Below are 20,530 nucleotides of genomic sequence, written 5' to 3' on the forward strand. Positions count from 1 at the left end.
TCATGTTCTAATTTAAAAAGTTTTTGGATAACAGTTTCATAAATTGTAGTAGTTCTACGACATTTATTAAAATTTCGAATTAAAAATCAATTCTAGAATTTTAAACTAAATTACCTTATTTTTCATTGAAATTTTTCTACACAACCCTTTATAACCGCGTAAACAAAGGAAACCAAAAAAACAACCACTTTATTCAATATCAATGATTTAGCATTCCTTTTTTTGGTAAACTCAATAATGCTTATACCCATACCCAATTATCATGATGATAAGGTTAATGATTACGAGACCCATTAAAATATTGCTGTATTTTCTTTTTTTATCAATAAAGCTCAGGCCCAGAGTAAAAAAAAACAACAATAAGGTATATACGGCAGGATACATTTGAAAAGCTTCAGAAAATTTTCCTTCAAATACGAGTACAATTGCTCTCTGAGCTCCACATCCCAGACATTCTACCCCCAGGAACTTTTTACTGGGACAGGTAAGCATGAAATCTTCGATATCCATTTCTGAGCTTTTATGAGTTTTTCATTATCTAAGAAGAGATTTTGGCTCTGGTATACTGATGTGGGAAAAAGCAGTCTTCTTTCATTTCAAAAGATCCCTGAACGGCAATATATGGGTTTCTAAGGATCTCTCTTGCTACAAAAATAAGGTCTGCATCACCTTTCTGAAGGATTTCTTCAGCCTGTTCCACTTTGGTTATTAATCCTACAGCTCCTGTCTTTACACCGGCTTCATTTCTCACCTGCGAAGAAAAAGGAACCTGATAACCATCGAAAACCGAAATTTTTGCACCATGAATATTTCCTCCGCTGGATACATCAACAAGGTCTACAGCGTGTTCTTTTAAAATCTTTGCCAGTTCTACACTGCTTTGAATATCCCAGCCGTTCTCAGCATACTCCGTTCCGGAAATTCTTACAAAAAGGGCCGTATTTTCATTCAATTCTTCGTTAACAGCATCTACAATTTCGATCAGAAACCTGATTCTGTTTTCAAAATTCCCTCCATATTCATCAGTTCTGATATTGGAAAGCGGTGACAGAAACTGATGAATCAGATATCCGTGTGCCCCATGAATTTCAATAATATCAAAACCTGCTTCCACTGCTCTTCTGGCCGCTTTTCTAAAGTCCTGAACCAGTTCTTTTACTTCATCAGTACTTAAAACATGCGGAATTCTTTCTGTTGGATGATAGGGAATAGGACTTGGAGCAACGGTTTCCCAGCCTTCTTCAACAGAGATCTGCAGGTTATTCCATGTTGAGCCTTTTCTTCCGGCATGGGCCAGCTGAATTCCTATTTTACTGTCAGAATTTTTATGGACAAATTCTACAATCCTCTGTAATTTTTCAGCCTGCTGATCATTCCAGATTCCCATGCAGTGATTGGTGATCCTTCCTTTCGGTACTACTCCTGTGGCTTCCACAATCAGCAGACCTGTACCGCCCTGTGATCTGCTTCCGTAGTGTACAAAATGGAAGTCGTTAGCTTCTCCGTTTTCACATGAATACATACACATGGGTGACATTACCCATCTGTTTTTTAACTCTACATTCCTGAATTTTATTGGTGTATATAACATTCTATTCTTTAAAAAAATTAAACTTTTTACAGGAAGAATAAAATATTGCCCACTTCATTAAAAAGAACTAATTTTACCCCCCTTTTTTAGTCTACAATATATGAAAAAAGACCTACAGATCAGTTACGAATATTTTAAAAATAGCAGTGAACTGAATGATATAGAAAATAAATTATTTGAAAGAGCCAAAGAGGCTCGTGAGAATGCTTACGCACCTTATTCCCAGTTTCTGGTAGGATGCTCCGTATTATTGGAAAACGGAGAAATCTACTCCGGGAACAACCAGGAAAATGCAGCGTATCCGTCCGGACTCTGTGCAGAAAGAACAACCCTTTTTTGGGTAGCTGCCAACTTTCCGAATGTGAAAATAAAAAAGATCTTCGTCGTTGGAGGCCCTAAAGAATTTCATGAAAAGAATCCCCCGATTCCTCCTTGCGGGGCATGCCGCCAGAGTCTGATAGAATATGAGACCAAACAACATGAAGATATAGACCTTTATTTCTCAAGCATGAATGAAGAGGTTGTAAAAGTGCATGCAGTGAAAGATCTGCTTCCTTTTTATTTTGATTCTTCATTCTTGTAACAAAGAGTTTTTTGCACCATGTCATTTAAAACCTTGACATGGTGTGATTAAAAACAACAAACTTCATATTTCACCATAAAAAAAGACTGTCTCATCATTTGAAACAGTCTTGTTTTTTTCTATTCTTCGTCTTCCGATTCTACATCCTCATCGTCTTCATACTGCTCAAGATAGTAGCTAAAGCTAAATTCCTCTACTTCTTCTTCAGCATCTTCCAAAGTAGTCAGCAAATCTTCAAAAATCTCAAGCTGATCTACGGTCATGTTTACGAATTCCAGGTGGAGTGGCATTTCCATATCTCCGGTGATGGTATCAAAAAGCGCATCAAGATTATCGCCAAAATGTTCAGGAAGTTGAATCTTTTCCTTTAACTGGGCATAAAAATCTTCATAGTCACCTATGTCTGTAAAATCTATATATACTGTCTTCATATTGAACTAAATTTCCAATTTTTATTGATTAAAAAAGTTTTGCAGACTTTTCAGAGCTTTTCTACAATACTTTTTATTCATCAAAATTAATACTTCTCACCTATTAAATACAAATTGCTCATTGCGAGGAATGCAATGATTATTTCTACAATTATTGCTTTTCAAAGCTCTTATAATGATTTTTGGTAAGGTATACTTCTCCGTTTTGGGTATAAATGATACGGTCAGCATTTCTTCCGCCACAATGATAATTCACATCTGCTTCAAAATACTTTTCTCCATCAGGCAAACGTCCTTCCCTGTTTCCGAATTTATCTCCACCAATCGCTTTTCCGGGAAGTACATCACACAGGTTTCCTTTAGAAGGATTCCATCCCTTCTTTCTGGCTTCATTTTTAGTGATATAATAATCCGGGAGCTTATGATTCTGTTTCACATAGCTGATCACCGTCTTTTCTTCCGTCAACTGATCAATGGAAACCTGGGCAGATGAAGTATTATATTGGTTTTCTGAAGAGGTACTTCCATAATTCACCGTTTCCTTTTTTACCGGATCCGGCTGATTTTTTTTATCTGCAATAAAATTATTATAAACATACATGACAGACATTCCGAAAAGAAGTCCCAGACAGATAAAAAATACAGATCTTATTTTTCCGTTCATAGCTGTTATTTAATGTAATATCATTACTATGCTCTCCATTCTTCAGGAATATCACAAACCGGAATAGGATCCATTTTGTGCTTCGCAGCCTTATGCATTCTGTTGAAGATCTGGAAAACTTCCTTATCTCTTCCTTCATAGTCATCAGCCGTTTTTGTTCCGTATTCTTTTTGGATTTTTTCCAGTTCCGGATACGTAGCACCAATCTGCTGTTCATCTGTTCTGTCAACATCCCAAAGTCCATCAGTAGGAATTGCTTCCTGGATACTTTTGATAAGATTTAATCCTCTGGCCAATTCATACACTTCAGTTTTATAAAGGTCAGCAATTGGAGAAACGTCTACCCCTCCATCACCGTATTTTGTATAGAAACCAATTCCGAAATCTTCTACTTTATTACCGGTTCCGCACACTAAAAGTCCGTTCAGTTGTCCGTAATAATACAGGGTAAGCATTCTCAGGCGGGCTCTTGTATTGGCAAAAGCCAGTTTTTCGTTAGGGTACAGATCATCTTTTACATCAAAAGTTTTGTAAAGCTCCTCAAAGGCAGGCGTCAGATCCACAGACATTGTTTCCACATTAGGAAATCTGGACGTAAGGTCATTCATATGATCCTGTGCACGACCTACCTGATCCGCTTTCTGGCGAATTGGCATTTCGATCAGTAATGTTTTCAGGCCTGTCATTGCCGCTAATGTAGAAACAACTCCTGAATCTACACCTCCTGAAACTCCAATTACGTATCCGTTCACTTTTGCTTTTGTAGCATAATCTTTTAACCAGTTTACAATATGATCTATCACTTTTTGTGTCTGCATCGTTTATATTTTTTTAGTCTATTCCAAATTCCTGAGGGTATTTTACCACTCCTTTTTTATTTTTTAACCCGTCTTTTACCAATTCTACATCCATTCCATTTTCTTCCGGAATATCGAATGGAAAAGAAATCCCAAAAATACTTGTTTTTTTGTAACCAAAGCGCGGATAATAATTTTCATGTCCGATCAGTATTACAGATTTATATCCCAGTTCTTTGGCAATACAGTGTCCTGCGGTAATCAGCTTTCCTCCAAGTCCCTGATTTTGAAACTCAGGTTTTACAGAAACAGGAGCCAATGCAAGGGATTGGAAAGCCTCTCCATCACCTTCAATGGTAATTTTTGTAAACAGGATATGACCTGCAATTCTTCCATCTTCATTTTCAGCAACCAGGGATAACTCCGGAATAAAAGCTTCAGATCGTCTCAGTTTTTCAACCAGGAACTGTTCCTGATGATCACTATGTTCCATTTCTCTGAACGCTTCTTCTGTAAGTTCAAAAACCTGTTGATAATCTTTTTCTTCTTCCTTTCGTATTGTTATCATTTCTGTTCAATATATTGTTCACGTGTCAGTTCGTACCAAAAGCAAATGCCGTCAGGTTCTTCAAATTCACTTGTTTTTTCAAACCCTAATTTTCTTAAAATATGGTTGGAAGCATCGTGTCCGGAATGAGCATAGGCGTAAATAACCTCCGCATTCAGGTCATTAAAACCATAATCCAGAGAAGCTATTCCGGCTTCCACAGCATATCCTTTACCCCATGATTCCGGAAGGAAACGATATCCAAGCTCCAAAACATTTTGGTAACCATTGGTTTCATGGGTCAGTAATTTCAATCCGCTCCATCCTATCAGCTGTCCGCTTTCTTTTTCAACCACCCCCAGTCTTCCTACTCCATTTTCCTCATACTGTTTCTGAATCATACTGATGACCTTTTTGGATTCATTGATGTCCGTCGAAACCGGTACACCAATATATTTCATGACTTCAGGATTGGAATCCAGCAGAAATATGCGTTCAAAATCTTCATCTACGAGTTTTCTTAAAATCAGTCGGTCTGTTTCTATTTTCATAATTATTAGTTTTATTCTTCAGCTCCAAAAATAGTTACATCTGTTTTTACTCCCTTTTTAATATTCGTTTCTTTTATTTTATTTCCCATTACATTCAGGGTTTGCAAGGCCGGATTTCCGGAAATATCAATTTTCTGAAGTTTATTATGTTCTACATTCAGTTTTCTTAACGCTATAAACTGTGTCAGGTCAATTGCTTTTAATTGATTTAAAGATAATGTTAATTGGTCAATTTTTGGAATACCATTCAGCGAAATACCTTCCAATAGATTATTATCCAGATATAAGGCACTTAAATTTTTCAGATTTTCTACTTTGAATGAAGATATTTTACATCCTGTACAGGAAAACAATTCCAATTGATCCAGATTGTTTAGTACAATATTGGTGATAATATTATCGTCCAGGATAATCATTTTCACATTTTTAAAAAAGTGCAGATCTTCTGTTGAAGTAATTCCTTTCTGAACAAGGAATAAATTTGTGATCGTCCCTGCTTCCGAAGATTCAAGTATTCCGTTTTTATTCAGATCAAAATTTTCAAGTACTGCTTTTTCAAAGTTTTTATCTTTAAATTCAAGCTTTTGCCCATAGAAAAAAGAAAGTCCCAAAATAAGGTAAAGGGTTGTAATTATTTTAATTTTCATCATGAATTGTGTATTTAATCCTTATTTTTGTAAACTTAAATTCCATGTAAAAATAATGAAGATTTTTAGATATATTGCGCTTTCTTCTATTTTAGCTGCCGGACTTGTTTCCTGCAAAAAAGAAACTGAAAATCAATGGAAGGTAGAAGTCAAAGAAACTGCCGAAAAAGTTGATGTAACAGATATTTCCAAAGAATTTTACAATCCAAATGTTCCACTGGAGCAGTTTAAAACTCAGTTCCCATGGTTTCAGGGAAGTGTTTCAGACGCAGATTTTGAAAAGAGAAGAATGGATGCTGAGGAGATCAAAATCTACAAGGAAGCCATTGGAAAAATAAATCAGGCTACTTTACAAACGGAACTGAAGAGTTTATTCTCGCATATCAAATATTATTTCCCGCAGTTCAAAAGCCCCAAAGTATATTTATTTTCATCTGCATTACAGATGATCCAGGATCCTATATTTTATGATCAGAAGGGAAATCTTCTGTTTATAGATATTACCGGTTTTATGGGAGATGGAAATCCTAATTATAAAGGACTGGAGCTGTATTTTCAAAAATCAATGAATCCGCAGAATATCGTTCCTAAGGTATCACAGCTTTTTGCTGAAAATATTGTAACGGAATCTCCTGACCATCAGAAGTTCATTGATCAGATCATTCTGAACGGAAAAGTAATGATTCTTCAGGACGCTTTTCTTCCTGATGTTCCTGATTATCTGAAAATGAATTATACAAAAAAACAGTATGAATGGGCCACAGCCAATGAAGCTAACATCTGGAATTATTTTGTAGAAAGCAACCTGATTTTCGGTGATGATCCAAGATTGGGAGAACGTTTCATCTCGCCCGGACCATTCTCGAAATTTTATACGGAGATTGATAATGAATCTTCACCACAAATCGGAATTTTTACAGGATGGCAGATCTGTAAGGCATACCTTAAGGAAAAACCTGAGACAAAACTTACAGCTTTCCTGAAAATGGATGCAACAACCATTTTTAATGAATCCGGTTATAAACCGAAACTTAAACAATAGAAAATTTAGAATTTAGAAAAATAGAAAAAATGAGAAAGACTCAGATTACGATAGATGTAGAGCTTGATGAAAATCATGTGCCTGAAAATATTACATGGAATGCTCAGGATGGAGGTATTGATAAACAAGATACTAAAGCAACTATGATTTCTGTATGGGATGATAAGACAAGAGAGGCATTAAGGATTGATCTTTGGACTAAAGAAATGCCTGTAGACCAGATGAAAATGTTTATCCACCAGATTTTAATATCTTTAGGAAGTACTTATCAGAGAGCGACAGGAGAAGAGGATGTAGCACAGTGGATGGAGGAAATTGCAGAAGAGTTTGCTGTAAAATCTGCCATTAAATAAAAAACTACAATTGCAATAAGCTGGAAGTAGTAAGCGGTAAGCTTTTTGTATTCAGCATAGCAAATTTTAATAAAAAACAATGAGCATAAACAATATACTTTATTGTTCAGTGCTCAAAGCCTAAAGCAAAAAATTATGAATTTTAATACAAAAGTAATTCACGGAGGGCAGCACCACGAGTCTGCAACAGGTTCTGTAAATGTTCCTGTTTTTTTGACCTCTACGTTTGCACAGAAAAGCCCCGGAGTACATTCCGGATATGAATATTCAAGAGCAGCCAACCCTACAAGACAGGCATTGGAAGATTCTTTGGCAAGTATTGAAAATGGAGCGAGAGGTTTAGCTTTCGGTTCTGGTCTTGCTGCCATCGACTGTGTTTTAAAATTATTAAACCCAGGTGATGAAGTAATTGCTGTAGATGATCTGTATGGAGGTACTTACAGAATGTTCACAAGACTTTTTGAAAAATATCAACTGAAGTTTACGTTCGTTAATTTCGATGATGTTTCTAAAATAGCTGATGTTATCACTGATAAAACGAAACTGATCTGGGTAGAAACGCCTACCAATCCGTTGATGAAATTAGTAGATATCAAAGCGGTTGTAGATATTGCGAAAGGAAAAGATATTTTAGTAGCAGTAGATAATACTTTTGCAACGCCATACATTCAGAGACCTATTGATTTGGGTGCTGACATTGTAATGCACTCTGCAACAAAATATTTAGGAGGACACTCTGACGTGATTGCAGGAGCACTTATTGCTAAAGATGCTGAACTGGGAGAAAAGCTTCACTTTATTCAGTTTGCAAGTGGTGGGATTTTAGGACCTCATGATTCTTACCTTGTATTGAGAGGGATCAAAACACTGGCATTAAGAATGCAGAGACATTCTGACAATGGACTTGCAGTAGCACAATATCTAGAAAATCATCCTGCTGTAGATAAAGTAATTTATCCGGGATTAGAATCTCACCCTCAGTATGAATTGGCAAAATCTCAGATGAAGGAAGCTGGAGGAATGGTTTCATTCACTTTTAAATCCGGAAAGAAAGAAGATGCTATTAAATTCTTGGAGAAGGTAAGAGTATTCACCTTAGCAGAATCTTTAGGAGGTGTAGAGTCTTTGGCTAACTACCCTGCTCTGATGACTCACGCATCAATCCCGGCAGAAAAACGTGCTGAATTGGGAATCACTGATGACCTTGTTCGTTTAAGTGTAGGAATTGAAGATGCAGAAGATCTTATTGCAGATCTTGAGAAAGCTTTTTCTTAACATACATAAACTAAAATGAGAAGGGTTAATCAATCCTTCTCATTTTATTATAACCACCACTCAATACTATGAAGAACACGAGAAAAGCAGTCATTTCCGACTTGCCTCAACTGGCTGAATTATTTGACCAGTACAGAATATTTTATCATAAGACTTCAGATATTCCTGCCGCGACAAGTTTTCTTCAGGAAAGACTTGAAAACAAAGATTCTGAAATTTTTGTTGCGGAAGAAAATGGTAAACTAACAGGTTTCGTACAATTATACCCGATATTTTCGTCTACAAGAATGCAACGTTACTGGCTCCTTAACGATCTGTACGTAAATGAAACCCATAGAGGGAAAGGCTATTCTAAAGAATTAATTGAAGAATCCAAAGAACACTGCCGTTCATCGAAAGCGTGCGGTATCCTTTTAGAAACAGGAAAAAGCAATGATATCGGGAATCAGCTCTATCCAGCCTGCGGATTTGAATTGTATGACTCTGTGAACTTCTACGAATGGAGCAATTCATGAGTAATGAGTAATAGGTAATGAGTAATTTTGTGAAAAAATATTCAAAACTCCCCTACTCTTTATGTCAACCACTCGAATTACGAATCTCGCAACTCCTACCCCGCATCTCAAAATCAATTTATAAAACAAAAAAACAATATGACCGATTTTCAAAAATACATTCAAAGATACTTAGATCAGATTCCATCAGAAAACTGGATCAGCGAACTACAGATATCAGCCGATAAAACAATAGGAATCTATTCTAACCTTACCGAAGAACAGTCTAATTTTGCCTATACAGAGGGAAAATGGACATTGAAAGGACTTCTACTTCATCTATCAGATACGGAAAGAGTTTTTCAATACAGAATATTAGCTTTCGCCAGAGGAGAAAAAAACAATCTTCCGGGATTTGATGAAAATGAATATGCCGATCAGTCTTTCGCCAGTGAAAGAACCCTTGAATCTCTTTTGGATGAATACAAACTGGTAAGAAAATCTTCTCAGATTTTATTAGAAACTCTTCAACCTTCTGCTTTACAAAATACAGGTACAGCCAATGGTCATGAAATTACTGTAGAAACCATCGGAAAACTGATTGTAGGACACAATTATCATCACTTGAATATTATTGAGGAGAGGTATTTATCGAAGTTGGGATGGATGTAGGAAAACGTACAGCACTAATCAGTATGCTAATCTTTACACTCTCCCTTTGTTTTACAGCTTTTACAATTGAAGACATGGGAGAGATTAAAAATTACAAATCATTTGAAGGATTCCTTATAGGTCCCATTAGTTTTCTGGGTGGTGGAATATTTGAGTTTTTGGTATGAACTGCCAATATCTGGTTTTTCATTTCAGTAATATGTTGTTATAAAAGTATTCTCTACTATCACTTATATTCGGTCTAATAGCCATAGTACCTGCTGTCTCATTTTTTTACTGGAAGGAAATCTTAGCCGCTGAAAATGGAAGAATGGGAAAAATATACAGCTTAGAAACAGGTTATTTTTTATGGGTAGTTTCTATTATTTTTTTAATAGTTGGTTCATTTTATTTATCCGTAAAATCTAAATTTAATACCAGGCAAATATTATCTTAAATATCCAATGAGATCTCTAAAAAATTTAAGAATCACTGAAAGTATTCAATCAAAAAAATTAGTTTTTGAAGAAAGTTCATATGATAAGTTTGATACTATTTCGATCTACTTTGGTTTTTTAGTATTGGCAAGTGCCTCGATACTTTGCTTTAGAGAAATAAAGCATTCCCTCAATAGTAGTTTAGAATATTTTATCCTTACATGTTCCTTCATATTTAGTGTATATGTTCTATACTGCAAATTCACAGAAAAGCATTTAAAAGAAATTACATTTGATATTCATAAACAAGAAGCAAAAAAAAGAATTATTGAATACGGAAAAAAAAACAATTGCAGAATCACCAAAGTTACTGATAATCTGATTTTTCTTAATGAGACTGCCGATTTCTATAGCTTGGGAAAACATTATGAGCAAACCACAGTTGTTTTCTTTAAAGACAATGCCATACTTTATACACTTATTAAAGAAGGTTCAAGATCAAATTTTCCTGTTTTAATTTCACAACATCTTACCACAAGGGATTTCAAAAAAATACTACATCCGGAATATATCGAACCAATTAAGCGAACTACTTATTTCAATTCATTTTTTCACGGATTATAATCTTTATGTCTTATGGTAATAATCAAACCAATAAACCACATTTCCATCCTAATTTTTTGCCCAAAATCCTTATATTTTCTACCTTTATCCCCTCTTTGAACTCACTTACAATTATGGAACATATTATCGAAATATTAAAATCCGGCGGAACAATTCTTTACCCTACAGATACCATCTGGGGGATTGGTTGTGATGCCACCAATATAGAAGCTGTCAACAAAATTTTTGACATTAAGAAGCGCGAAAAAAATAAATCCATGATCATTCTTGTAGAGTCTGAAAAAAGACTTCAGGATCTGGTGGATGTTCCTGAGATGGCTTGGGAAATTATTGACCTTAGTGAAAAGCCCGTAACTATTGTTTATGAAAATCCAAGAGGCTTACCCAAAGAACTCCTTGCGGAGGATGGAAGTATTGGAATCCGACTTGTAAAAAATGATTTCTGCAAAAAGCTGATCACCAAACTAAACAAACCTTTGGTATCTACCTCTGCCAATTTCAGTGGTGAGAAAAGTCCATTGAAATTCTCTGATATTTCTGAGGAGATGATCAGTCTTGTAGATTATGCAGTGGAAGAAGACAGAGAAAAAGTTTCAAAATACTCAGGTTCTTCGGTGATCAAAATTTGGAATGACAACAGAATAAAGGTTCTTAGAGAATAGAAATTCTTAACTTTTCTGTTTATTTTTTAGAGTCTTGTCAGTTCATATCGGCAGGATTTCTTTTTTTTAATTCTATCTTTGCAAACTCAACTCATAAATTATTTGCTATGAATCATCAGAAATTTGCTCAAATGTGGATTAATGCATGGAATTCTCATGATTTAGAGGCTATTCTCACCCACTATTCGGATGATATTGAGATTACAACTCCCATGATTGCTATGGCTACAGGTGGTAAAGAAAGTTCTTTAAAAGGAAAAGAAGCCGTCCGTGAATATTGGAGAAAAGCCCTGGATAAGTTTCCTGATCTTCATTTTGATCTTATTCATTCCACGGCAGGAGTAGATTCCGCAGCATTATTTTATAAGTCGATCATGGATAAACATGCTGTTGAAGTCATGTTTTTTAATGAAGACGGAAAAATTAGTAGAATGTACGCTCATTACGATTAATGAGTAACATTGGTAGAAATTGACACTATTATTAACGATGATAATTAATCTTAATCAAAATAAAAATTTAAAACTTTTTAAAATAATTTCTGAAGCAGCAGAAAGGAATAACCAGTCCGTATATATTGTGGGCGGTTATGTTCGTGACCTTCTGATGAAAAGAAAAGTTTCCACAGATATAGACTTTGTGACTGAACAAAGCGGTATTGAGCTTGCCCAGAGTGTAGCTCAGGATATAGATCCTAAATTAAAAGTTTCCGTTTTTAAAACATATGGAACGGCAATGATCAAGTATAAAGACCTTGATCTGGAATTTGTGGGAGCGAGAAAAGAAAGCTATACTGAAAACAGCAGAAAACCTGAAGTAGAAGGTGGAAGCCTGGAAGATGACCAGAAAAGAAGAGATTTCACCATCAATGCGATGGCTATTTCTTTAAATAAAGATAATTTCGGAGAACTGATTGACCCCTTCAATGGGGTTGATGATCTTGAAAAAGGTATTTTAAGGACTCCTTTAGAGCCTGCTCAGACCTATTCTGATGATCCGTTGAGGATGATGAGAGCCGTTCGTTTTGCTTCAACTTTAAATTTTAAAATTGAGGAAAACTCTCTTCAGGCTATCCAGCAGGAAGCAGAAAGAATCAAGATTGTTTCAATGGAAAGAATCATGGTTGAGTTCAATAAAATCATGCTGTCTGAAAAACCGTCTATCGGACTGAGACTGATGGAACAAACCGGTCTTATGAAGCTGATAATTCCGGAACTGATAGAATTGAAGGGAGTGGAAGAAGTTGAAGGACAAACACACAAAGATAACTTTTACCATACTTTGGAAGTAGTGGATAACATTTCTGTGAATACCGATAATCTTTGGCTCCGTTGGTCTGCTTTGCTTCATGATATTGGTAAAGCTCCTACGAAAAAGTTTGTAGAAGGAACAGGATGGACTTTTCACGGACATGAATTTTTAGGCTCAAAAATGACCAAGACTCTTTTCCAGCGTTTGAAGTTACCTTTGGGAAGTGACATGAAATATGTTCAGAAGATGGTAAAGCTTTCATCCCGACCTATTGCTCTGATTACTGATGATGCTTCAGATTCCGCATTGAGAAGACTTTTATTTGATGCCGGAGAAGATCTGGAAGATCTTTTCACCCTTTGCAAAGCTGATATTACGACTAAAAACTCTAAGAAACAGGAAAAATTCAAAAGAAACTTTGAATATGTAGCCGTGAAGATCAAAGAAGTGGAGGAAAAAGATCAGGTAAGAAACTTTCAGCCCCCTATTACCGGTGAAGAGATCATGGAAATGTTTAATCTTAAGCCTGGCCGCGAAATCGGTATCTTAAAAGAGAAAGTTAAAGAAGCTATTCTTGAAGGCGAAATTTCCAATGAAAAAGAAGAAGCCACAAAATTTGTGATTGTTGAGGCGGAAAAACTGGGATTGACACTATAATTCAATTGATAAATAATAAAAACTCGCGGCGGGATGTCCATCCCGCCGCAAGTTTTTTGCTCACTATGAAAACAAAGCCGGCCGGTTTCTTTCGAAACCGGCCGGAAAAAAACACAAATGATGAAAAAATAAAAAATTATTTTTTATACTGTAAGGTATTATGGATTCAGGAAAGTACCGTTAGCACCAAGACCTCCTGTTTTAAGAGAACTTATTTTGTTACCCGTAGTTGCTGAATATATTACCATTTCGCTTTCTGCTGTAAATTGTTTAACATCTGATGCAAAGATTCTTCCATCAATAACGTTAAATCCATAAAGTGTAAAGTAAGGACCACCATCTGCAGCTGTTAGCAATGGAGCTGTAGGAACGGTTGGTGTAGCTAAGCTTGTTGTATACACTTTGTTAGCAGAACTGAAGTAGACTTTATCATTATCAATCTGAAGATTTGTAGCGTTTGGAATTCCTGTCAGTGTAACTACCGGTGTCATCGCTCCTGTGCTTGAAATCTTATAGATATAAGAATCTGTAGCTGTAGAAGAAATCGTGTAAACATTGGATTTGTAAGACACAGTATTCCCAATCTGACCATTCGGAACGGTAATTTCAGTTTTAGCATCATTAGAAGTATTGATATAAGTAATCTTATTTCCAAATCCTGATGAAGCGTTCTGTACAAAAACATTTCCTCCTGCTTCTACTGTTTTATCAGAAACTTCAGTCATATTGATTTTGCTTACAAATGAGTAGTCAGAAGCTTTATACTTTGTTACACTTTGAGTATGTGCACTGAAATTGGTGTTGGCAACATAGATAAAGCCATTAGCAAAAGTAATCCCTCTTGGATTATCAATCTGATCCGTGATTACGGCTAATTTTTTAAATGTATAACGGTCTACTACAACAATCTTGTTTGAGTTATTTATCACAAGATAAGCCTTATTTCCGTTAAGACCAATGGTCTGAAGAACGTCACCCAGAATTTCTTTATTGTTATTATAACCATATACATCATCCTGCTTCAGGCTCAGATCTCTTGTCAGGAATGTTACTTTAGCACCCTGACTGTTGAAGTTCCCTTCATTAGATATAAAATATCCGTTCTGGTAAGTAATCGGAGAAACTTCAAATTCAGCGGAATCGCTTGTACATGAAGACATGTTAAATAATAACACTACTGCAAATAGTACAGTTAAAAGTTTAGTTATTTTCATAATTTATTCAATTTTAATTTATTAAAAATTTATTGCTGCGTATACACTATAATTTCTTTTCGGTAAAGGATAAAAAGAAACCGTTTTATAGTAGGTATTTGTTACATTATTCACTTTAAATCCTAAGGTATATTTTTTCGCTAAAGTTGCTGAAACACCCATATTCAAAAGAAAATAAGGATCTATGGCATCTGATCTCTTTTCATCACTTGTGGTATAGGTAACACCATTTAGCAGTCCCTGTGCAAAAAACTTAAAGAAACCATATTCATAATCTATATTGGCACTTCCTCTATGCATAGGCACATAAGGTCTCTGCAGCTGTGTTTCTTTATCGATAGATCTTGCGTAATAATATCCTGCATTCGCCCTGAATTTATGATTACCCAATTGTTTACTAAATGACAGCTGAGATTCTAATCCGTAAGATTCAGCTTTATTGACATTGAATGCCTGCCAGTATCCTTTGGCCGTTGGAAGCCATGCAATAAGATCTGTGATGTTCATATAGTACGGAGACAAAGTAAGTCTGAAATCTCCCACTTTGAGCTCATTCGTCATATCTACCTGGGTAGAGGTTTCCGGTCTCAACTCTTTATTTCCTCCCGGTTCATAATAAATATCATTAAATGACGGGTATCTGAAGTTTTTTGATACGTTAACGCTTACATCATACCATTTTGCAGCACTCCATTTTCCGGAGAATGAATACATCAGCGGTGACTTCACATCTTCCACAAAATCTTTCTTGAACCCACCTTCAAAACGCAGGTTTTTCGTTGCAAAATACCTCAACAGTCCGGAAATGGAACCAACATTTCTGCTGACACTGGATATTCCGCTCGCATACCCTTCTCCTTTGTTGATCTGAAATTCTCCGATAATATTAAAATTCCACTTAGAATTCAGGAAATAATTGAAATCATTTTTAAAGATGTAATTTTTCCCTGTTCCGCCACTTGATTTAGGCAGATTTAAAGAACCGAAATACTGAAAATTCTCTTCTGTATAGGCTGCTCTAAGGGAGTTACTAAACTTTGCTTTGTTCCAGTCCCAGGAAAGAAGGCTTCTTACACTTTGAGTTTTATATTTTGTTTTTGTTCCCGTTTCTTCATACACAGAATAATGTTGTGAAGAATCAAAGAACTGGCTCTGCCAAGAAATTTTATGATCATCCGTCATTTTATAGGATGCTCCTACATTAAATGTTGTATTGTAATAATTCCCGTTTCTGTTGATGTAATTCAGATCACTTACCTCATAATTATTTTCGCTAACAGAATAATTTCCTGAAGCTTTAAAACTGAACTTATCATTGCTGTAAGAACCTTTTACAAAATTATTATAGGTATTAAAAGAAGCAACTTCAGAAAATAAAGAACCATGGAAGCCTTTATTAAAATCAAGGGTATTATTAAGGTGAATACTTCCCCCGATAGCACCACTTCCGTACACCACACTTCCTCCTCCGGCTTTTATCCCGATCTGGTCATATCCGAACAAAGCAATATTATTGATATCTCCCTGCCCTAAGAAACTTGAGTTGATATTAATTCCATTCCATACAAATGCGGTCTGCTGGGCAGTAGTTCCTCTGAAAGAAGGTGAAGAAACAGCTCCACGGCCATTTTCTTTGATAAATACCTGGGATTGAAATCTCAGAAGTTCAGAAAGATTACTGGAGTTTTTCTCGGCCTCTTCTGCCGAAATTATTTTTACGGGATGAAAAAGTTTCACCCTATTCATCTGGTTGTCGAAGACATAAATAGTGTCAATGGTTTTCTCTTGTCCAAAAAGAAAACAGCCATAAGATGAAAAAAGCAGTACTAAAGATCTTTTTATATCCATACTTTTTTACTTTTCCTCCGAAAGCAATATGTTTTTTTATTATAATTCCGGCAGGTCTCCTGACTTTCGCATTCTGCTCCTTCCCGTTTTAGACAGTGGCTGTTTGCAGAAACTTTTATTGCGATTTACAGTTGCGGGGACAGTCCGGGAGTTACACCCGATTCCCTTTTCATTCCAAAATACTGGAAACCAAAATTTTTGCAAAGATAGTTTTTTATATGTATTTGCCAAAAAGTGAAATGAGAGTGTATCAGATTGAGAATTTGAAGTAATAACTCACAAAAAAAGCTGCTTTCGGTTGAAAGCAGCCATGTATCATAGAATAATCGTATACAATTATTTACCAATTATTTACCAATAACTTCCGTAATTGGGTTTCCTACATTTCCACTTGGAAACTGAATTTTCAATAGAGAAGATACCGTAGGTGCAATATCTGTCATGTGGTAAGCCTTGTTGCTTTCTCCCTGCTTAACTCCCCAACCCATAAAGATCAATGGAATATGTGAATCATAAGAATTCCAAACACTGTGGGTAGTACCTGTTTTTGAATATGGAGGAAGCATAGAATCATGAGAAATCAACTGGATATCTCCACTTCTCTGTCTGTTGATTCCATTGATAATTCTTTGTTTGATGGGTTCCGGAATACTTGCCTCCTGAACTTTATCTACAGAAACTGCATATAAAACCGTAGGATCTTTCTCAATTTCCTTTACAGCAAAGTTTCTTACATCATCCAGTTCAAGCTTACTGTCAGCTAATACTTTTCTGTCAAAATAAATCTGATAGTTATCAATCGCGTTAATCAGTTTATCAGCTCCGAATTTATCTTTCAGCTTCTGGTTCAGATTTTTTTCTGCATCTTCACCAAAGAAACCTGTTGGTATTTTATGTTCTTTAAGGAATCCTACAGAATGCGCTCCACCATGATCCGCAGAAAGGAAAACAGTGTACTCCCCTTTTCCTACTTTTGAATCCAAATAATTGAAGAACTCAGCTAAATCCTGATCTAATCTGATGTAAACGTCTTCTACTTCAATAGAATTCGGTCCGAATTTATGACCTGCATAATCAGTAGATGCAAGGTTGATCGCTAAGAAATCTGTGATATTATCTCCACCCAGTTTTTCACCTTCTACAGAAGCCTCTGCCAACTTCAATGTCAGCGTATTTCCAAAAGGTGTATAACGGATATTATCTTTTTTAGCCTGATAATCCTTTGCTAAATTACTGTAAGGGAAAGTAGGTGTTTTTGCACTTCCCAGCAGTCCTTCCCAAGAAGAATTGTCCGGTGCACTTTCCGTATATTGATTGATTGGAAGTAAAGTATTCCAGCCGTTGGCTACTAATTTTTCAGGAAGATTCTGAGAATTGAATGATTTCACCCATTGAGGAAGATCATTCATATACCATGTACTGGTAATGAAATTCCCTGTGCTGTCATCAAACCAGAATGCTCCGTTTGGAGTGTGTCCTGCAGGAAGAATAGAAGCACGGTCTTTCAAAGAAACTCCGACTACTTTTCCCTGGAAGTTGGTTGCTAATCTCAATTCGTCAGTCACCGTAGTAGACCAAAGATTTTTTGGAGAATGGCTTCCGGTTTTCACATTGGTTGTTCCTACGGGCTGAACGCTTTCATCCGCAGTACAGTATACTCCTTTTCCTGTTTCTTTATCCGTCCAGTCATTTCCTGCAATTCCGTGAATAGCCGGTACGGAACCTGTATAGATACACGTGTGTCCCAAAGCTGTAATGGTAGGAACATAAGGAATGTGTACATTATTCAAAGAATATCCTGTATTCAAAAGTCTTTTGAAACCGTCATTTCCATATTTACCATAAAAACGGTATAAATAGTCCCAACGCATCTGGTCTACTACCAGACCTACGACTAATTTGGGTCTTTCCAGTTGGGTATTTTTGTTCTTCTGTGCATTGATTGTAACTACGGACAAAAAAGTAGCTGCCGCAATTGAAATGTTCCTAAGCATCCAAGTAAATTTTTATTGACAACAAATTTAAGGGTTTTGAAAGTTTTGGAGTGTGAAATTTTATTTAATTTTGATTATTGTACAATTCATCAATCAATCTTTCATGATTTTAGGCGTATACTGGTATTTCAAATTTCCAAATGATTTATATGACTTTAAATTCTTCAAATTTCATCCGGGATATGGCGGACATGCTGATAATCCAGCAGAACTGGCAGCAAGAGTTGAGGTAGAAAATACGGATGATTTTATCGGAAAGCTGGCAGCATTGAAAGAGCGTTTCAAAAAAACTTATTTGCACTTGAATATCAATGAAAACCAGCTGATCATCAATATCGGAGATTATCAGCTCTTTGATTTTCATTTTCAAATGGCGGAAGAAATAGAAGAGCTGTTGATTCGCGAACGTGCTGAATTGTTAGATTCCAGTATTCCTTTTACCATCCAATCCAGCAAAAGCTATGCTCCGGAAAGAGAAGAATTCAAAAATATAGAACACCGTTTCATTCAGATGGTAGGTTCAGACTTCAGGAAAAGCAATGCAGAAAATTACGCTGCTAGAATTGATTGTAATCTGCCTCTGCAATACAAACAAATCCTTATTGATGATTTAGTGCGGATAGGTAAAGAAGAAAATCTCAATGTATTTTACTATAATGATTTCGATTTTAAAGATCATTGTAATCTGATGCTCTTTTTCACCAATGGCAGACAGAAAAAGGAATCTGTTCAAAAGGTTGATATCAATTCTTTTGGAAGTAAAGTGCGGCAGCTTACTCAGAAATATCCTCTTCATTTCGGACACTTCGGAAGCTTTAAAGAATATCCTTTACAAGGACCTCATATCAAACTCATGATAGATGAAGAATATATTTTAAATAAAAAATAAAACCATTTTAATTCAATACTATGATCAAATTCAAATATGTCATTCTGTATGTGGAAGATGTAGAACAGTCTATGAACTTTTATAAAAATACCTTCGGTTCTGAAATAAAATTCATCACTCCTGAAAAAGATTATGGAGAACTGCTGACCGGAGAAACCACTCTGTCATTTGCAGCTGTAAGTCTCGCAGGGTCCAATATTAAAAAAGGGTTCTTAACTTCAAAAACGGAAGACAAACCTTTTGGAATGGAACTGGGATTTGTTACTGATGATGTAGAAGCTTTGGTGGAAAAAGCAATAAAAAATGGTGCTGAACTGTATGAAGATATTGCTGTAAAACCTTGGGGACAAAAAACAGCTTATATCAAAGATCCCAATAATTACCTGGTAGAGATCTGTACTAAAATTCAATAAGCTTAAAATATCTGATGTGGAAATAAGAAAATTACAAAAACAAGCTACCGATCCAAGTATAAACTGGGGACATAACGGCTATACAACGGACAGAATTTATTCGGTTTCCTCTATTGAGTTTGGAGGTTCTTTCGAGTTTAGCCTAAAAGAAAAAACTTTACCTTATACCAAAAACTGGGAGACTACTTCTGAAGAATTTGAAGAACTGAATAGTCTTATAGAACAGGAAAATTCGTTCGGTGCTTTTGTTGGTGAAGAGCTTGCGGGCTGGATCATCTGTGAGCACAGAACATGGAACAACAGTCTGTACATAGAAAACATACTGATTGACGAAAAATACAGACGGCAGGGAATCGGGATTATGCTGATTAAAAGTGCCATTAAGGAAGCCCGCAGATTAAACTGCAGAGTTATCGAACTGGAAACACAGAATACCAACTATCCGGCTATTCAGTTTTACAGAAGAATGGGATTCAATATTACCGGGCTGAACACAAGATTATACAATAATCCGGACGAGATTGCTCTTTTCATGACCTTAGATGTGGAGTAAACCTGATAAAAAGATATTATTATAAAATATTTAATCCCCGTTATTAAAACACTTGTTGGTGTTCTAATTTTTCTATATATTAGTAATCAACAAATTAAAGATTATTACTATGAAAAATTTCAAAAAACTAAAGAGAAGCCAGCTTGTGCTCATAAGTGGTGGTGATACTCCTTATGCATTATGTGACATGGATGGTAATTGTCCTCCAACAGTAGGTTCATACTATTGCAGCGATGGTACTTGTTACAGAGTTTCCGGCGGTGGCGGTGGCAACCCTGGCTGTAATGAACCGATGCGTCTTTGCCAGGAATGGGAAACCGGATGCGGTTGTGTTTATATGTAATAAATTTGTTAGATAAAAT

Annotated in this window: 25 protein-coding genes and 1 riboswitch; of the genes, 14 read left to right on the top strand and 11 right to left on the bottom strand. The window is 35.9% G+C overall.

The window, feature by feature from the left end:
• Positions 1-231 precede the first annotated feature (231 nt).
• Both DYR29_RS09780 and namA read right to left on the bottom strand, forming a co-directional pair.
• Positions 232-510 (bottom strand): DUF2752 domain-containing protein, encoded by a 279-nt coding sequence (locus DYR29_RS09780; protein WP_213280322.1) that lies wholly within the window; start codon positions 508-510, stop codon positions 232-234.
• A gap of 28 nt (positions 511-538) precedes the next feature.
• Complete coding sequence (gene namA, locus DYR29_RS09785) at positions 539-1,591, bottom strand: NADPH dehydrogenase NamA (protein WP_213280323.1); 1,053 nt, start codon at positions 1,589-1,591, stop codon at positions 539-541.
• Between the two features lie 100 nt (positions 1,592-1,691).
• Between namA and cdd the strand changes: the two genes are divergently transcribed.
• Positions 1,692-2,174 carry a cytidine deaminase gene (cdd, locus tag DYR29_RS09790; RefSeq protein WP_047420954.1) on the top strand — a complete coding sequence of 161 codons (483 nt, stop codon included), beginning with the start codon at positions 1,692-1,694 and terminating at the stop codon, positions 2,172-2,174.
• 119 nt (positions 2,175-2,293) lie between these two features.
• Here the strand turns inward: cdd and DYR29_RS09795 are convergent, their stop codons facing one another.
• From DYR29_RS09795 to DYR29_RS09820, 6 genes are all read right to left on the bottom strand, one after another.
• Positions 2,294-2,605, bottom strand: coding sequence for a barstar family protein (locus DYR29_RS09795; RefSeq protein WP_047420953.1), 312 nt, complete (start codon positions 2,603-2,605; stop codon positions 2,294-2,296).
• Between the two features lie 151 nt (positions 2,606-2,756).
• On the bottom strand, positions 2,757-3,269 hold the full coding sequence (locus DYR29_RS09800; RefSeq protein WP_213280324.1) for a ribonuclease domain-containing protein: 513 nt from the start codon (positions 3,267-3,269) through the stop codon (positions 2,757-2,759).
• 26 nt (positions 3,270-3,295) lie between these two features.
• Positions 3,296-4,087, bottom strand: a complete 792-nt coding sequence (gene nadE, locus DYR29_RS09805; RefSeq protein ID WP_213280325.1) for an NAD(+) synthase — start codon at positions 4,085-4,087, stop codon at positions 3,296-3,298.
• 13 nt (positions 4,088-4,100) lie between these two features.
• A complete protein-coding gene (locus DYR29_RS09810) occupies positions 4,101-4,634 on the bottom strand; it encodes a GNAT family N-acetyltransferase (protein ID WP_213280326.1) in 534 nt (177 codons plus the stop codon).
• Positions 4,631-5,164: a GNAT family N-acetyltransferase gene (locus tag DYR29_RS09815; RefSeq protein WP_213280327.1), complete on the bottom strand. Its 534-nt coding sequence runs from the start codon at positions 5,162-5,164 to the stop codon at positions 4,631-4,633. Before DYR29_RS09815 ends, DYR29_RS09810 begins: the two co-directional genes overlap by 4 nt.
• A gap of 11 nt (positions 5,165-5,175) precedes the next feature.
• On the bottom strand, positions 5,176-5,814 hold the full coding sequence (locus DYR29_RS09820) for a leucine-rich repeat domain-containing protein (protein WP_213280328.1): 639 nt from the start codon (positions 5,812-5,814) through the stop codon (positions 5,176-5,178).
• Between the two features lie 52 nt (positions 5,815-5,866).
• Here DYR29_RS09820 and DYR29_RS09825 point away from each other — a divergent pair, with 52 nt between their 5' ends.
• The 9 genes from DYR29_RS09825 to DYR29_RS09865 all read left to right on the top strand — a co-directional run bounded on the left by DYR29_RS09825 (position 5,867) and on the right by DYR29_RS09865 (position 13,257).
• On the top strand, positions 5,867-6,853 hold the full coding sequence (locus DYR29_RS09825) for a gliding motility protein GldB (RefSeq protein WP_185114216.1): 987 nt from the start codon (positions 5,867-5,869) through the stop codon (positions 6,851-6,853).
• Between the two features lie 29 nt (positions 6,854-6,882).
• Positions 6,883-7,206: a gliding motility protein GldC gene (gene gldC / locus DYR29_RS09830; RefSeq protein WP_034695059.1), complete on the top strand. Its 324-nt coding sequence runs from the start codon at positions 6,883-6,885 to the stop codon at positions 7,204-7,206.
• 135 nt (positions 7,207-7,341) lie between these two features.
• Positions 7,342-8,481: a cystathionine gamma-synthase gene (locus DYR29_RS09835; RefSeq protein WP_249413665.1), complete on the top strand. Its 1,140-nt coding sequence runs from the start codon at positions 7,342-7,344 to the stop codon at positions 8,479-8,481.
• A gap of 68 nt (positions 8,482-8,549) precedes the next feature.
• Positions 8,550-8,996, top strand: coding sequence for a GNAT family N-acetyltransferase (locus tag DYR29_RS09840; RefSeq protein ID WP_213280329.1), 447 nt, complete (start codon positions 8,550-8,552; stop codon positions 8,994-8,996).
• A gap of 138 nt (positions 8,997-9,134) precedes the next feature.
• Positions 9,135-9,647 (top strand): DinB family protein, encoded by a 513-nt coding sequence (locus tag DYR29_RS09845; protein WP_213280330.1) that lies wholly within the window; start codon positions 9,135-9,137, stop codon positions 9,645-9,647.
• A gap of 443 nt (positions 9,648-10,090) precedes the next feature.
• On the top strand, positions 10,091-10,687 hold the full coding sequence (locus DYR29_RS09850) for a hypothetical protein (RefSeq protein WP_213280331.1): 597 nt from the start codon (positions 10,091-10,093) through the stop codon (positions 10,685-10,687).
• Positions 10,688-10,800: 113 nt separating this feature from the next.
• Positions 10,801-11,349 carry an L-threonylcarbamoyladenylate synthase gene (locus DYR29_RS09855; protein ID WP_047387197.1) on the top strand — a complete coding sequence of 183 codons (549 nt, stop codon included), beginning with the start codon at positions 10,801-10,803 and terminating at the stop codon, positions 11,347-11,349.
• Positions 11,350-11,456: 107 nt separating this feature from the next.
• A complete protein-coding gene (locus DYR29_RS09860) occupies positions 11,457-11,801 on the top strand; it encodes a nuclear transport factor 2 family protein (protein WP_213280332.1) in 345 nt (114 codons plus the stop codon).
• Positions 11,802-11,838: 37 nt separating this feature from the next.
• A complete protein-coding gene (locus DYR29_RS09865) occupies positions 11,839-13,257 on the top strand; it encodes a CCA tRNA nucleotidyltransferase (RefSeq protein ID WP_213280333.1) in 1,419 nt (472 codons plus the stop codon).
• A gap of 158 nt (positions 13,258-13,415) precedes the next feature.
• Here the strand turns inward: DYR29_RS09865 and DYR29_RS09870 are convergent, their stop codons facing one another.
• The 3 genes from DYR29_RS09870 to pafA all read right to left on the bottom strand — a co-directional run bounded on the left by DYR29_RS09870 (position 13,416) and on the right by pafA (position 18,313).
• Entirely contained in the window at positions 13,416-14,471 is a 1,056-nt protein-coding gene (locus tag DYR29_RS09870; protein WP_213280334.1) for a YncE family protein, read from the bottom strand.
• Between the two features lie 21 nt (positions 14,472-14,492).
• The gene (locus tag DYR29_RS09875) at positions 14,493-16,319 is read right to left on the bottom strand and encodes a TonB-dependent receptor plug domain-containing protein (RefSeq protein ID WP_213280335.1); all 1,827 of its coding nucleotides are present in this window, start codon (positions 16,317-16,319) and stop codon (positions 14,493-14,495) included.
• A 32-nt stretch (positions 16,320-16,351) separates the two neighbouring features.
• Positions 16,352-16,528: riboswitch (cobalamin riboswitch) on the bottom strand.
• Between the two features lie 138 nt (positions 16,529-16,666).
• Positions 16,667-18,313, bottom strand: coding sequence for an alkaline phosphatase PafA (pafA, locus tag DYR29_RS09880; RefSeq protein ID WP_213280336.1), 1,647 nt, complete (start codon positions 18,311-18,313; stop codon positions 16,667-16,669).
• Between the two features lie 103 nt (positions 18,314-18,416).
• Here pafA and DYR29_RS09885 point away from each other — a divergent pair, with 103 nt between their 5' ends.
• The 4 genes from DYR29_RS09885 to DYR29_RS09900 all read left to right on the top strand — a co-directional run bounded on the left by DYR29_RS09885 (position 18,417) and on the right by DYR29_RS09900 (position 20,511).
• Positions 18,417-19,202 (top strand): hypothetical protein, encoded by a 786-nt coding sequence (locus tag DYR29_RS09885; RefSeq protein ID WP_213280337.1) that lies wholly within the window; start codon positions 18,417-18,419, stop codon positions 19,200-19,202.
• Positions 19,203-19,222: 20 nt separating this feature from the next.
• Positions 19,223-19,615 carry a VOC family protein gene (locus DYR29_RS09890; RefSeq protein WP_213280338.1) on the top strand — a complete coding sequence of 131 codons (393 nt, stop codon included), beginning with the start codon at positions 19,223-19,225 and terminating at the stop codon, positions 19,613-19,615.
• A 16-nt stretch (positions 19,616-19,631) separates the two neighbouring features.
• Positions 19,632-20,168: a GNAT family N-acetyltransferase gene (locus tag DYR29_RS09895; RefSeq protein ID WP_213280339.1), complete on the top strand. Its 537-nt coding sequence runs from the start codon at positions 19,632-19,634 to the stop codon at positions 20,166-20,168.
• A 109-nt stretch (positions 20,169-20,277) separates the two neighbouring features.
• A complete protein-coding gene (locus DYR29_RS09900) occupies positions 20,278-20,511 on the top strand; it encodes a hypothetical protein (RefSeq protein WP_213280340.1) in 234 nt (77 codons plus the stop codon).
• Positions 20,512-20,530: the final 19 nt, after the last annotated feature.

The sequence above is a fragment of the Chryseobacterium indologenes genome, from assembly GCF_018362995.1.
Lineage (GTDB): Bacteria > Bacteroidota > Bacteroidia > Flavobacteriales > Weeksellaceae > Chryseobacterium > Chryseobacterium indologenes_G.